Source organism: Mesorhizobium sp. BE184, from assembly GCF_031457045.1.
Lineage (GTDB): Bacteria > Pseudomonadota > Alphaproteobacteria > Rhizobiales > Rhizobiaceae > Mesorhizobium.
Genome location: NZ_JAVDVU010000001.1, coordinates 1,497,834 through 1,511,597 on the forward strand (window position 1 = coordinate 1,497,834; position 13,764 = coordinate 1,511,597).

Consider the following 13,764-nt stretch of genomic DNA (forward strand, 5'->3'; position numbering starts at 1 on the left):
AACGGCGCACAGCGGGGTAAACCGCAACGGCGGTCGATGCAAGACCTGCTCTTTGGCGTATGAGGGTTGCCGCTGAAGTTCCAGGATGGACGTGGCGCACGCCACGTCATTGTCCCTGGCTAGGAAGCGCTCTCGGCGGCCTTGTCGTTCGCCGCCTTCTCAGCCTTCGCCGCATTCTCGGCAACCGCTTCGGCGGCTTCCGCGCGTTCCTTGGCGACACGTTCCTTTTCGCGGCTGCGCTCGATCATGCGCGCCGTGATGATCGAAATCTCGTAGAGAATGATTGTCGGCAGCGCCAGGCCGATCTGGCTGAGCGGATCGGGCGGGGTCAGCACCGCCGCGACCACGAAGGCGATGACGATCGCCCATTTGCGCTTTTCGGCCAGCGCCTTGGCCGAGACGATCCCGACGCGCGCCATCAGGCTGGTCACCACCGGCAACTGGAACACCAGACCGAAGGAGAAGATCAGCGTCATGATCAGGCTGAGATATTCCGACACCTTGGGCAGCAGCGAAATCTGCACCTGGCCGTCGCCGCCGCCCTGCTGCATCGACAGGAAGAACCACATCACCATCGGCGTGAAGAAGAAATAGACCAGCGCCGCGCCGAGCAGGAACAAAAGCGGCGACGCGATCAAAAACGGCAGGAAGGCGGCGCGCTCGTTCTTGTAGAGGCCGGGTGCGATGAATTTGTAGATCTGCGTCGCAATCAGCGGAAAGGCGATGACCATGCCGCCGAACATGGCGAGCTTCACCTGCGTGAAGAAGAACTCCTGCGGGGCCGTATAGATCAGTTCGACCTTCTGCGGATCGAGCCCGGCCCATTCCGTCGCACGCTTGAACGGAACGACCAGGAAATTGAACAGCGGCTTGGCAAAGAAGAAGCAGACAAGGAAGGCGATGAAGAAGCCGCCGATCGACCAGATCAGCCGCCGGCGCAACTCGATCAGATGTTCCATCAGCGGCGCTGCCGACTTGTCCATGTCTTCCTTTTCGGAAAGGCTCACTTCGCCCTCGTCGTTTTCTTGGGCGGGATGGCTTTGGCGGCAACGGCTTTGGCGGGAGTCTTCTTGGCGGCAACAGCCTTGGCTGGCGTCTTCTTGTCGGCAATCGGCTTGGCGGGGCTCGCTTTGACGGGAGAAGCCTTCGTCGCAGGAACTTTGGCGCTTGTAGCCTTGGCAGGCGCGGCCTTCATGACAGCCTTTGCAGGAACGGCAGGCGCGGTCTTCACGGAAGCCCTGGCGCTTGAGGCGGCAGCCTTGGACGGCTTTGCCGCGGCGCTTTTCTTCGCGCCGGCGGCGGGTTTGGCAACCGCCTTGCCAGAACCGGCGCCTGTCGCTGCGGGCGGTGTCACCGAAGCATCGCTCATCGCCGGAAACACCACCGGGGGCGGCATCGTATCGGGACCGTTCACGCCGGGCATGGCGGTCGCGCCACCCTTTACCGGCTCGGCCGGTTGTGCGGCGGCGTCGGCGGATTCCACCTTCGGCGGTTCGGCCGGCTTCGGCTTCATCGCCGAATCCACCCCGGCGCGCACGTCGGCGGCGGCCTGCTCGAACGGATTGAGCTGCTTGCGTATCTGGGCGGCGGGGTTGAGGTCACGCAACGCATCGACGGATTTCTTCACGTCGTCGAGCTCGGCCTCTTTCAACGCATCGTTGAACTGACGCTGGAAATCGCCAGCCATGCCGCGCGCCTTGGCGGCGAACCGCCCGAAAGTGCGCAACATTCCGGGCAAATCCTTCGGCCCGACCACCACGATCATGACGATCGCGATGACCAGCATTTCAGTCCAGCCGACTTCCAACATGGCTATGCGTTCCGGCTAGCGGCGATGTTCAGCTCTTGGTGGCCTTTTCGCGCGGCGTCGAAACGGTCTCGTCGGCGCGATGCTCGACGGTGCGCTTGTCCTCGGCCACCGGCTCTTCGTCGTCAGCCATGCCCTTCTTGAAGCTCTTGATGCCCTTGGCCATGTCGCCCATCAGCTCCGGAATCTTGCCGCGGCCGAACACAAGAAGCACGATGACCAGAACGATCACCCAGTGCCAGATCGAAAACGAACCCATTGCAAATCTCTCCCAAGCGGTTTGCTGAACCTTGATCTATGCGCTTTCGCGTCCGGTTTCAAACAGAACCGCAAATGTCGTTGCGCCCATATGACGCATGTCCTCCGAGCGGGCAACGGCAAAAGAGATTTGGCGCTCAATCTTCCGTGACGCGCGGCGTCAGCAGGCCGAGTTCCTCAAGATCGATATCCGTCAGAGGGTCTTCGTCCTCGGTCAGTTCGTCGGGATCGGCCGGCGGCAGCGGCATGGCGAAATTGGCCGGCATCCGCGCCGAAAGCAGGCCGGCGCCCTTCAGTTCCTCGATGCCGGGTAGATCGCGGATTTCTTCAAGAGCGAAATGGTCGAGGAATTTTTCCGTGGTGCCATAGGTCACCGGGCGGCCTGGCGTGCGACGGCGTCCCCGCATTCGCACCCATTCCGTCTCCATCAGCGTATCGAGCGTGCCTTTCGAGGTCTCGACGCCGCGGATGTCCTCGATCTCAGCCCGAGTGACAGGCTGGTGATAGGCGATGATGGCGAGCACCTCCAGCGCCGCGCGCGACAGCTTTTTCTGCTGCACCGTGTCGCGGCTCATCAGGAAAGCGAGATCGCCGGCGGTGCGGAATGCCCAACCGTCGCCTACCTTGACCAGATTGACGCCGCGCCGGGAGTAGATTTGCTGCAGCTCGGCCATGGCGGCCGCAATGTTTATCCCGTCGGGCAGGCGCGCCGTGAGCTGCTTTTCGCTCACCGGCTCGGCGCTGGCGAAGACAATGGCCTCGGCCATTCGCATGGCTTCGGCGATGTGCAGCCGCTCTGCCGGGTTCTGGGTCACAGCCCCCTCGCCTTCCTGCCCCTCAGGCTCGTCGCCAACCTTGAAGGGAATGACCGAAGCGCCGATGCTGTCGCTCATGATGCCACCTCGACTGCCTTGATGCGCTGCCGTCCACGCAGATAGATCGGTGCGAAAACCTCCTGCTGACGCATTTCCAGGCTGCCCTCGCGCACCATCTCCAGCGTCGCGGCGAACGAAGAGGCCATTGCCGTGCGTTTCTCCTCGGGCGAGGCCAGATATTCGATCAGGAAACTGTCCAGCGCGGTCCAGTCGCCAGTTGAGCCGATCAGCCGCGCCAGCAGCGAGCGGGCATCCTTGAGCGACCAGACGCCCCGCTTGGCAATGGTGACATTGGTGATCGCCAGCCGCTGGCGCTGCGAGGCGTAGGCGGTCAGAAGATCGTAGAGCGATGCGGAGTACTCGTTGCGTTTTTCGACGATGACCATTTCCGGCATGCCGCGCTGGAAGACGTCGCGTCCGAGCCGGTTGCGGTTCACCAGACGCGCCGCCGCGTCGCGCATCGCTTCGAGGCGGCGCAGGCGAAACTGCAGCACCGCCGCCAATTCCTCGCCGCTTTCCTCCTCGCCGGGCTGCTTCGGGATTAAAAGCTTGGATTTCAGGAAGGCCAGCCACGCCGCCATCACCAGATAGTCGGCGGCGAGTTCCAGTCGTAGCGCTCGAACTTTTTCGACGAAGGAGAGGTACTGCTCGGCCAGCGCCAGGATCGAAATGCGCGCCAGATCGACCTTCTGGTTGCGGGCGAGATGCAGCAGCAGATCGAGCGGCCCCTCGAAGCCGGCGACATCGACGAGCAGTTCCGGCTCGCCCGTCAGGCGCGCATCGTCGTTCTCCGCCCAGAGGCGGTCCATCGGCGCGGCCTTTTCGGGCTTGTTCTCCCCGGCCCTGCTGTTGGGCGTTTCTGCCACCGTTCCGTCCGTTCTCCTGTTAGGCAATCGCCTCGAAATAATCCGCGAACTCGGCGCGCAGCTCGGTTTCGTCCTTCCGGTCCGCGCCCCGAACGGAAGAAAGCGCCCGCCTGGCGCGTTCGAGAGCCTTGCCTTCGAGTGGCTTTGCCCGCGAAGCCACGGCCCGCATTTCGTCCATGTCGCCATTGCAGTGAAGAACGATATCGACGCCCGCCGCAAGGATGGCGGCGGCCTTTGTCTGGAAATCCCCAGAAAGCGCCTTCATCGATGTGTCGTCGCTGACCAGAAGGCCGTCGAATCCGATCTCGCCGCGGATGATTTCCTCGACCACCTTGCCGGATGTCGTGGCCGGCGCGTTCGGATCGATGGCGCTGTAGATGACATGCGCGGTCATCGCCATCGGCAGATCGTTCAAGGCGGTGAAGGGTGCAAAATCATGCTTGCGCAGGTCTTTGAGTGAGGTGGTAACGGTCGGCAGCTCGAAATGCGTATCGGCAACAGCCCGGCCGTGACCGGGTATATGCTTCATCACCGGCATGACGCCGCCCGACATCAGGCCCTCGGCGCTCGCCCGGCCGAGCGCCGTCACGATCTTGGGTTCCTTGCCGTAGGCGCGCGCGCCGATAACGTCGCTGGCGCCCTCGACGGGCACGTCCAGCACCGGCAGGCAATCGGCGTTGATGCCCAGCCGCAGCAGGTCGAAAGCATGCAGCCGCGCCAGCAGCCAGGCAGCGCGCAGTCCAGCCTCCTCGTCGTCACGGTAAAGCGCGCCAAGCGCCGCTCCCGCCGGATAATTCGGCGCCAGCGGCGGACGCAGGCGCTGCACCCTGCCGCCTTCCTGATCGATGAAAACCGGCGCATGCCAGCCGACGCAATCGCGCATATGCGCCACCAGATCCTTGATCTGTTCCGGCTCGCCGATATTGCGGGCGAACAGGATGAAGCCCCACGGCGCTTCGCCACCGTAGAAAGATGCCTCGTCCCGGGAGAGCGATTTTCCGGCGCAGCCGAGGATGAGTGAACGTGATTCGGTCATATCGGGAGTTTAGGGGCTTATGTGCGTGAAGGGAATCGCCCGGCCTTTTCCCACTGAAAACGCGGGACGGTTTTCCACTGCTGGCGATGCACTTTCCCGTGAGAGTCGGCCACGGAGCTTGCGTATTTAGCCAACTGAATATACGCAGCCAAATCGCAAAATTGAGATTTATCTTGTGATTGAGACATCACCGTGACAATTTTGCGGGCTATTTTGGAATACCAGACGGGAGGAATTTACTATGTCTAGCAATGAAAGTGTCGCTCCGTTCAGCCCGGGCGATGCGTCGCCGGTTGACAGCAAGGCCAAGAAGGCCATGTGGGGCGCGGCCATAGGCTATGCGATGGATGGCTTCGACCTGCTGATCCTGGGCTTCATGCTCAAGGCCATCAGCGCGGAGCTGGCGTTGACCCAGGCGCAAGCCGCCTCGCTGGTCACCGCCACCCTCATCGGCGCCGTTCTCGGCGGCATTCTTTTCGGCATGCTGTCCGACCGGATCGGGCGAGTCCGCGTGCTGACATGGACCATCGTGCTGTTTGCGGTTTTCACCGGCCTGTGCGCCCTCGCGCAAGGCTATTGGGATCTTCTTTTCTACCGCACCGTCGCCGGGATCGGGTTGGGTGGCGAATTCGGCATCGGCATGGCGTTGGTCGCCGAGGCATGGCCGGCCAACAAGCGTGCCCGCGCCTCCTCCTATGTCGGCCTAGGCTGGCAGTTCGGCGTTCTCGCCGCCGCGATCGCGGCGCCGCTCCTGCTTCCCCATATCGGCTGGCGCGGCATGTTCGCCGTTGGCATCATTCCTGCCTTTGTTGCGTACTGGATCCGCCATTCGCTGCATGAGCCGGAGATCTTCGTCGCCAAGGTAAAAGGCAAAGTCCACGAATCGCCGTTGAAGCTGCTGGTGAAAGACTGGGACACGACGAAGATCAGCATCGGCATGGTCATTCTCTGTTCGGTGCAGAACTTCGGCTATTACGGCGTCATGATCTGGCTGCCGAACTACCTTTCGACCCGTTTCGGCTTCGCCCTCACTCAATCCGCCATCTGGACCGCGGTAACCATCGGCGGCATGATCGTCGGCGTTTATCTCTTCGGCCACATTGCCGACAGGCTTGGCAGACGGCCGACCTTTGTCGGCTACATGGCCGGTGCGGCCGTCATGGTGATCGTCTATTCGCAACTCACCGATCCGACAGCATTGCTGATCGCCGGCGCGGTAATGGGCTTCTTCGTCAACGGCATGATCGGCGGTTATGGCGCTCTGATGAGCGAACTCTATCCGACCGCCGCCCGGGCGACCGCGCAGAACGTCCTGTTCAACATCGGACGGGGCTTCGGCGGGTTCGGACCGCTGGTCGTTGGCGCTATTGCCGCTGCGTATAGTTTCGAGCTGGCGATCGCGCTGCTTGCGGCTCTTTACGTCATCGACATCCTGGCAATGCTTTTCCTCATCCCGGAAAAGAAGGGCGCCGAGCTGACCTGACGCGGAACGATGCCTTTCGGAATATTCCGGAAGGCATCCGTCGAAAGATCGAAGGGCCGGACAAAAGTCCGGCCCTTTTTCTTTGGGCAAGGGAAGACGGCTCGCTTCTCCTGCCCGCCCTGCATTTCAAGAACCGTGCTTCATTCGCCTGGCAGCCAGGCCTCCGCAGCGCCGCTCGGAGCAAGCGAAAGCACCTTGCTTCCGGCCATGGCCGGTTCAGGTTTGCATTGGGGACACACCGCAGATGCTCGCTGCGGCATGACATCCAACAATCATCAGTTGCCTAAACGAAAACGGCGCGGCCGAAGCCGCGCCGTCTGGTTTTTGCCGAGGCTAAGAGAATCTACTTGGAAACGAAGCAGTTGCCGCCCGCAGCCTTGTAGCTCGTGCAAAGTTCGACCGCATCGTTGCGCGACGGGGCCGGCACGCGAACCCGGTAGAACGTGCCCTTGCCGGCAATCTCAGCCTTGACGATATTGACGCCACGGCCGTTGAGAACGCTGGAATAGCGACGGGCCAGATCCTGATAGGTCGACTGGGCGCTGTCGGCGGTCGGCTGCGAGGCGATCTGCATCGACCACGCGCCGCCGGCAGCCGTGGAGGCCACTGTGTTGATTGCCGCAACCTGATCCGCCTTGACTTCACCGACCACATCGATCGGCTGATCGGACGGACGCTGAGGGGCAATCGGCGCGATGGAAGGCGTCAGGGCCGACTGTCCGGCAGCCTCCGGCGCATTCGCGGCAACCGGCGCTACGCCCTCGCCCTGCGGTGCGGCTTCGCCCTGCGGTGCGGCCGGCTTCAGTTCATTGATATTGGTCTGCGGGTTAACCGCGCCGGTGGCGTCGGGCACGGTCGCCACGAGTTGCGGGGCCGGATCGGCAGGCTCCGAGGCGGAAACCTGTGCGGGAGCGGGATCCTCGCGCGGCACCAGCGAACCGTCGGGCTTCACCACCATGGTGCGAACCTTGCGCGGCGTTACCAGCGCTGTTTCCTGGCTGCCATTCGCGGCGTCTTCCTGCAATACCTGCTCGATGCGGTCCTCGGACTTGCCCGTCGGCGCAGCCGCCTCGTCCGTCTCCGGATTGGCTCCGACGATGCGCGGTTCAGCCTTGGCCGTCACGTCGATCGGTTCTTCCGTATTGGTCACAAGATTCTGCTGCGACGGTTCGCTCGGCGCAGCACCCTTCGACACTGCGTCGTAGACCTTGTTGTCCTGGTTCGGAATAACGGCGCCGCCCGGGTTTTCCGGCTTCACCTTGATCGGCTGGTTGTCCGCTTTGACGATAGCCGGAGCCTCGCTGCCGCTGCCGCCCCCAAAGGAAAGGGCAAAGGCGCCGACACCACCGACGACGGCAATGGCAGCGACAGCCCCTGCCCACAAGAGCAGCCGGTTGCGCGGCCTCGCCTGCTCGGCCTCCGAAGCCGCCGCGATATCCATCGACTGGTCGAGATCCGGATCGTAGTCGAACGCATCGTCGTCGGCCGCGGCGGCGCGATTTCCGCCAAAGGAATCGAGATCGAAATCGTCCAGCGGATCGTTGGCCGCCGAACGGTTTGCTGTCGCGGCATCCGGCGCCCCGGCGTAGACACTCGCGGTAGCGCCACGCTGGTAGCCGGCGCCATAGGCATCGTCGTCGTAAGAGCTGGCAGCTGGCGCGGCAGATGAAGGTTCGCCAGCATTCATCTCGTTGAGAATGCTGCTGAACTCCGCATCCAGATCGTCATAGGACGCGGCGTCAGTCCTGGCTTCCTCGAAGGCGACTTCGGGGAGGTCGAGATCGTCGGCCAGCGCCACGACACGCTCGGGAACGTCGATAGTCTCGACATCGGGCATGTCTTCATATCGCGGGGCTCTGGCCGCGGGCGTGCTTGCTGGATAAGACGCCGCAGCGGATACAGGCGGCGTTGCCGTGGAAGACGCCGCTGCCGTTTGCCAGGAGGTGTCAGCGCGCGGCTGCGTGGGCGTCTGCCAGGCAGGCATCGCGGCAGCCGAAATCGCCGCGGCCGAGGCCACGGCAGGCGCAACCACCCCAACCGACCCGAAATGCTTGTCCAGTTCGGCGTCAAAATCGTTTTCGTCGAAATCGGCATCCGCAGCACCCTGGGCTACGCCCTCGCCTGCTTCGCTGTCATCGGCTTCTGCGGCATCGATCTCCATATCGCTGAAATCGACCGCTTCCAGATCGACCAGCAATGCCGGGTCAATGTCTTCCTCGATGTCGGCCCGCGATTCACCCTGATCGGCTGCGATATCGAGGTCCCAGGCCGCCGCATCGAAATCGTCGATCGGATCGGCTTCGGCGACGACTGGCGCGGCCGTTTCCTCGGAAGCGGTAACAGGCGGTGCTTCAACCACTTCAGGCTGCACAACGGGACGCGCGCTCATGCGGTTCAAAAGCGCATTGAGTTCGTCTTCAAGCGAATTGTCGTCTTCGGTCACGGCAGCAGCCGCTGCCGGCTCGACCGGAGCGGCATAGGCTGGCGCGGCATAGACGGGAGCCACCGTTTGCACGGGCTCGACTTCCGGCTCGCCGAGATCGGCAAAGGCATCGTCGAGGTCCATGCCGAGGTCGAGATCGTCGGCCAACTCCGTCGATTGGGCGTTCGCCGGCAGCATGGCGTCGTCCCCTTCAGCCACGGCGTCCTCCGCCTCAAGCGCGGATTCCCCGGCAAGCTCAAGCGAAGGCATGTCGAAATCCATATCGACATCGGCCATTGCGCTGTCGAGCGAACGATCGTCGCCCTGCACGGACGCATGCACGGCCTGCTGCGCAGGCTGTTCGGCGTCGAACTCCAAATCGTCAAAGACAGCTTCGTCGAAATCGTCCTCGGACGGTTCGGACGCTGCCGGATCGGCAGGCTGCGCGAAGCCAGGCCCGGCCAAAGCCTCGGGCTCGGCATCGAAATCGTCCTCGTCAGCATCAAACTGAAGCGGCGCCTGGGCCGGCGCATTGAAATCGCTTTCAAACGAACGGGCGACTGCGTCCTCGAAGTCATCCTCGATCGGGCCGGTCTCAGCCTGTTCAGTCTCGGGCAATGCGAATGCATCGGAAGCTGCCCCGCGAATCTCTCCGGCAGCAGCATCGGGCTCATCCAGCAGGAATTCGTCGTCGAGCGACAGGGAAAGCTCGTCGGCGCCTTCCTCGACCGCGCTGTCGTCCGCGGCATCAAAAACAGCCGGTTCATGGCGATCACCGACACGATTTTCGACAGGCGCAGGCTGTTCGTCCAACGCATCGAGTGCGTCGAACTCGCCCATCAATTCCTTCTCGAGGTCGATATCGAACCCGTCGCCCTCAGGTACCTGGGCCGCCTGCGGCCTGGAAGGCTCGCGTGGGTCGAAGCCCATGATCTTGGTCAATTCGGCGAACGGATCATCGTCCGCGATATCGTTTTGACTGGCGATCTTAAGGTGATTTCTCTCTGCCATTATCGTTCCCGAACTCATACTCATTCGGACGCCATGGACGTCGCGCAGGGTTGGCCTTTACCAGCGCAATGTGGGCAAAAGGTGTCAGGGTTCCGGGGTCGGACCTAACGCATCTCCGTGGGCGCATCAGCCCCGATCAACGTCAGGCCGGATGTCAAAACATCCGAAACGGCCTGCACCAGCCCTAGTCTGGCATAGGTTGATTGTCGGTCGTTAACCTTAACAAAACGTAAGTCCGGATTTTCCGTGCCCCTGTTCCAATGCGCATGGAAGGTGCTGGCGAGATCGTAGAGATAGAATGCAAGCCTATGCGGCTCCAGCGAAAGCGCTGCCTGCTCGATCAGCCGCGGGTATTCGGCGAGCTTGCGGATGAGACCGATCTCACCTTCGTCAGTCAGCGATGGCAGCTCCGGCGCCAGAACCTCGCGGCTGAAACTGTCGCGTGGAAACTGCTCCGCCGCCTGCCGGAATACGGAATGGCAGCGCGCCGATGCGTACTGTACATAGAAAACCGGGTTGTCCTTCGACTGCTCGGTGACCTTGGCGAAATCGAAATCGAGCGGCGCGTCGTTCTTGCGATAGAGCATCATGAAGCGGATCGGGTCGCGGCCCACCTCCTCCACCACTTCGCGCAGCGTCACGAAATCGCCCGAACGCTTCGACATCCGCACCGGCTCGCCGTCGCGGAACAAGCGGACCAACTGGCAAAGCAGCACTGTGAGCTTGACCTTGTCGCCGGCAACGGCGCGCGCCAGCGCTTCCAGCCGCTTGACGTAACCGCCATGGTCAGCGCCGAGTACATAGATCAGATCATCGAAGCCGCGATCCACCTTGTCCTTGAGATAGGCGACGTCGGCGGCGAAATAAGTGAACGAACCGTCGGACTTGATCAGCGCCCGGTCGAGGTCGTCCCCGACGTCGGTGGAGCGAAACAGCGTCTGCTCGCGATCTTCCCAGTCGTCCGGCCTTTCACCTTTCGGCGGTGGCAGCTTGCCCTTGTAGATATGGCCCTTGAGCGTCAGGTCGGCGATAGCCGACCGGATTGCCTTGGCATTGTCGGCGTGCAGCGAACGCTCGGACACGAACAGGTCATGTTTGACGTTGAGGAGGGCGAGGTCATCCCGGATCATCGCCATCATCGCATCGATGGTCTTGTCTTTGACGATGGCAAGCGCCTCGTCATCCGGCATCTGCAGCAGCGCCCGGCCGAACTCCTGCGCCAGCGCCTGTCCGACCGGAACAAGATAGTCGCCCGGATAGAGGCCGGCAGGGATTTCACCGATGTCGTCGCCCAGCGCTTCCCGGTAGCGAAGCAGCGCCGAACGGCCGAGCACATCGATCTGCGCGCCCGCATCGTTGATGAGGTATTCCTTTGTCACCTCATAGCCGGCGAAAGCCATGAGATTGGCGAGCGTGTCGCCGACCACGGCGCCCCGGCAGTGCCCCACATGCATCGGGCCGGTCGGATTGGCCGAGACATACTCGACATTGGCCCGGCGGCCCTTCCCGACCGTCGAACGCCCGTAATTACGGCCTTCCGCCAGCAAGTCGGCCAGATGCGTCTGCCAGAAGCTGTCCGTCAGCCTGAGATTGACGAAGCCCGGACCGGCGACCTCGGCACTGGCGACGTCGCCGTCCCCCTTCAACGCTTCGACGAGGCGCTCGGCCAGCGCACGCGGGTTCTTTCCCGCCGGCTTGGCCAGCACCATCGCGGCATTGGTGGCGAGATCGCCGTGACTGGCATCGCGCGGCGGCTCGACGGCCACGCGCGAAAGATCCAGCATAGCGCCATCTTTGCCTTTGAGATCAAAGGCTTCGACGGCTTTTATGATTCGCGCACTGAAATCGGCGAAGATGTTCATGACTGGCTTTCGTAGAAAATATCAGGCCGAAATTTCACGTTTTCCGTGATTTCAACTTAAATGCGGATTTTGGCCCGCCCTAGCTCAAATCCGGTGTCCGGTCAAACAGGCGGCGGTGTTCCTTCAGCGCGTAGGTGTCCGTCATACCGGCCAGGAAATCGGCGACGCTTCGCGCCTTGATGCGGTCCTCGGCCCTGTCCAGCCCCTCGCGCCAGCCGTCCGGCATCGCCCGCGGGTCGGCGAAATAGGCGTCGAACAGGTCGGTCACGACTTTTTCCGCATCGGCCCGCACCCGCATGACCTCGGCATGGCGATAGAGATGCTTGTAGAGGAAGGATTTCAGCTCCTTCTCGCCTGCTGCCATGGCCGGCGAAAAACCGACCACCTTTTGCCCTGCGCCACGGACGTCGTCCGGGCTCTGCGGATTCAGGCGGGCCAGGTTTTCGCCGGCGGTCACGATTGTATCCTCGACCATCGCGGTGATCTGCCGCCGCATCAGTTCATGACCGCTGCGCACGTCATCCAGCCCGGGATAGCGCTGCCGCACCGCAGCCAGGATCGAGCCCGGCAATGCCAGCCCCTCCAGCATGTCGAGCGTCAGCAAACCGGAGCGCAGACCGTCGTCTATGTCATGGGTGTTGTAGGCGATGTCATCGGCTATCGCCGCGCACTGCGCTTCAATTCCGGCAAAACGGCTCAGTTCGAGACTATCCAGCTCGTTATAGTCGCGGATCGCCTGCGGCACCGGGCCGTGCAGGCCCTTCCCGTGACCGTCCGTCAGCGGGCCATTGTGCTTGACCAGGCCTTCCAGCGTCTCCCAGCTGAGGTTCAGTCCGTCGAACTCGGCATAGCGGCGCTCCAGCCGCGTCACGATCCGCAGCGACTGGGCGTTGTGGTCGAAGCCGCCCCAGGCCTTCATCTTGTCGTTGAGAGCATCCTCGCCGGTATGGCCGAACGGCGTGTGGCCGAAATCGTGCACCAGCGCCACCGCCTCGGCGAGGTCCTCGTCCACCCGCAAGGCGCGCGCCAGAGCCCGCGCGATCTGCGCCACCTCGATCGTATGGGTGAGCCGGGTGCGGTAATGGTCACCTTCATGCGCGACAAACACCTGCGTCTTGTGCTTGAGGCGGCGGAAGGCGGTCGAATGGATGATCCGGTCGCGGTCGCGCTGGAACGGCGTGCGCGTCGGGCTTTCGGGCTCGGCGAACAGGCGTCCGCGGGTTCGCGCCGGATCGCAAGCATAGGACGCGCGCGGACGATACCCAAATCCGATATCGCCGAGAGCCTCCCCGGCTTTGCGCTCTTCGTTCATCTCGCTGGCCGATGCTGTTGACTTGCCCCGTCCGGGTTCATACCTATCAGATGCAACCGAACGCAAGGTGACGCCGATGGGCGCGGATGCCAAGACCGCCATGAAAGTTGAAATGACCGATGCCGCTGCGAAGCGGATCGCTAGAATTGTGTCCGGCGACCCGGGCAAGACGGCGCTGCGCGTTTCCGTCGAAGGCGGCGGCTGTTCAGGCTTTTCCTACAAGTTCGACCTGGTGGAAAACCGCAACGACGACGACGTCGCCATCGAAAAAGATGGCGCAACCGTGCTCATCGACGATCTGTCGCTCGTCTATATGGGCGGTTCGGTGATCGATTTCGTGGATGATCTGATGGGCCAGTCGTTCCAGATCAGGAACCCCAACGCTGTCGCATCCTGCGGCTGCGGCACGAGTTTTTCCCTGTAGCCATGCCGGCCATCGGCGCGGTCCGGCAGGTCGCGCTCTCGGCCGGGCGCGATCTCGACGCAACGCTGGCGTTCTGGAGCGCGGTGTTGGGCATGGGCGTCCATTCCCGCTTCGATCCGCCCGGCATAGCGTTTATCATAGCCGGAGACACAAGGCTGCTGTTCACCGACGGCGTGCAGCCCGGAACCGTCTATCTCGACATGTCCGATCTTGACGGATTTCACGCAGCCGCCGCGGCTGGTGGAGTGCCGTTCACGACTGCGCCTGCGCTCGTCCACCATGACACGGAAGGGCTTTTCGGCCCGGCCGGCGAGAGCGAGTGGATGGCGTTCCTGAAAGACCCCGGCGGCAACACAATCGGCCTCGTGGAACGCAAAAGCGGCTGACATCGCAGCCGCTTTCGCGCGT

General features: G+C 62.7%; 12 protein-coding genes. 3 read left to right on the forward strand and 9 right to left on the reverse strand.

What is annotated here, in order from left to right; all coding sequences use genetic code 11:
* Window positions 1–119: 119 nt before the first annotated feature.
* The 6 genes from tatC to nagZ all read right to left on the reverse strand — a co-directional run bounded on the left by tatC (window position 120) and on the right by nagZ (window position 4,842).
* A complete protein-coding gene (gene tatC / locus J2X35_RS07340) occupies window positions 120–983 on the reverse strand; it encodes a twin-arginine translocase subunit TatC (protein ID WP_056115594.1) in 864 nt (287 codons plus the stop codon).
* Window positions 984–1,003: 20 nt separating this feature from the next.
* Complete coding sequence (tatB, locus tag J2X35_RS07345; protein ID WP_310183360.1) at window positions 1,004–1,810, reverse strand: Sec-independent protein translocase protein TatB; 807 nt, start codon at window positions 1,808–1,810, stop codon at window positions 1,004–1,006.
* Between the two features lie 28 nt (window positions 1,811–1,838).
* Complete coding sequence (locus J2X35_RS07350; protein WP_056110030.1) at window positions 1,839–2,066, reverse strand: twin-arginine translocase TatA/TatE family subunit; 228 nt, start codon at window positions 2,064–2,066, stop codon at window positions 1,839–1,841.
* Between the two features lie 136 nt (window positions 2,067–2,202).
* On the reverse strand, window positions 2,203–2,958 hold the full coding sequence (gene scpB / locus J2X35_RS07355) for an SMC-Scp complex subunit ScpB (RefSeq protein WP_310183361.1): 756 nt from the start codon (window positions 2,956–2,958) through the stop codon (window positions 2,203–2,205).
* Window positions 2,955–3,749 (reverse strand): ScpA family protein, encoded by a 795-nt coding sequence (locus tag J2X35_RS07360; RefSeq protein ID WP_310183762.1) that lies wholly within the window; start codon window positions 3,747–3,749, stop codon window positions 2,955–2,957. The genes scpB and J2X35_RS07360 overlap by 4 nt, the downstream gene beginning before the upstream one ends.
* A gap of 76 nt (window positions 3,750–3,825) precedes the next feature.
* The gene (gene nagZ / locus J2X35_RS07365) at window positions 3,826–4,842 is read right to left on the reverse strand and encodes a beta-N-acetylhexosaminidase (protein WP_310183363.1); all 1,017 of its coding nucleotides are present in this window, start codon (window positions 4,840–4,842) and stop codon (window positions 3,826–3,828) included.
* A 241-nt stretch (window positions 4,843–5,083) separates the two neighbouring features.
* Between nagZ and J2X35_RS07370 the strand changes: the two genes are divergently transcribed.
* Window positions 5,084–6,325 carry an MFS transporter gene (locus J2X35_RS07370; RefSeq protein WP_056110037.1) on the forward strand — a complete coding sequence of 414 codons (1,242 nt, stop codon included), beginning with the start codon at window positions 5,084–5,086 and terminating at the stop codon, window positions 6,323–6,325.
* 343 nt (window positions 6,326–6,668) lie between these two features.
* On the opposite strand, the gene J2X35_RS07375 is transcribed toward J2X35_RS07370, so the two are convergent.
* The 3 genes from J2X35_RS07375 to J2X35_RS07385 all read right to left on the reverse strand — a co-directional run bounded on the left by J2X35_RS07375 (window position 6,669) and on the right by J2X35_RS07385 (window position 12,932).
* On the reverse strand, window positions 6,669–9,758 hold the full coding sequence (locus J2X35_RS07375; RefSeq protein ID WP_310183365.1) for an SPOR domain-containing protein: 3,090 nt from the start codon (window positions 9,756–9,758) through the stop codon (window positions 6,669–6,671).
* A gap of 104 nt (window positions 9,759–9,862) precedes the next feature.
* Entirely contained in the window at window positions 9,863–11,620 is a 1,758-nt protein-coding gene (gene argS, locus J2X35_RS07380) for an arginine--tRNA ligase (RefSeq protein ID WP_310183367.1), read from the reverse strand.
* A 79-nt stretch (window positions 11,621–11,699) separates the two neighbouring features.
* The gene (locus J2X35_RS07385) at window positions 11,700–12,932 is read right to left on the reverse strand and encodes a deoxyguanosinetriphosphate triphosphohydrolase (protein ID WP_310183369.1); all 1,233 of its coding nucleotides are present in this window, start codon (window positions 12,930–12,932) and stop codon (window positions 11,700–11,702) included.
* A 76-nt stretch (window positions 12,933–13,008) separates the two neighbouring features.
* Between J2X35_RS07385 and erpA the strand changes: the two genes are divergently transcribed.
* A complete protein-coding gene (gene erpA / locus J2X35_RS07390; protein ID WP_056110044.1) occupies window positions 13,009–13,356 on the forward strand; it encodes an iron-sulfur cluster insertion protein ErpA in 348 nt (115 codons plus the stop codon).
* Between the two features lie 2 nt (window positions 13,357–13,358).
* A complete protein-coding gene (locus J2X35_RS07395) occupies window positions 13,359–13,742 on the forward strand; it encodes a VOC family protein (protein ID WP_310183371.1) in 384 nt (127 codons plus the stop codon).
* The last annotated feature ends 22 nt before the right edge of the window (window positions 13,743–13,764 follow it).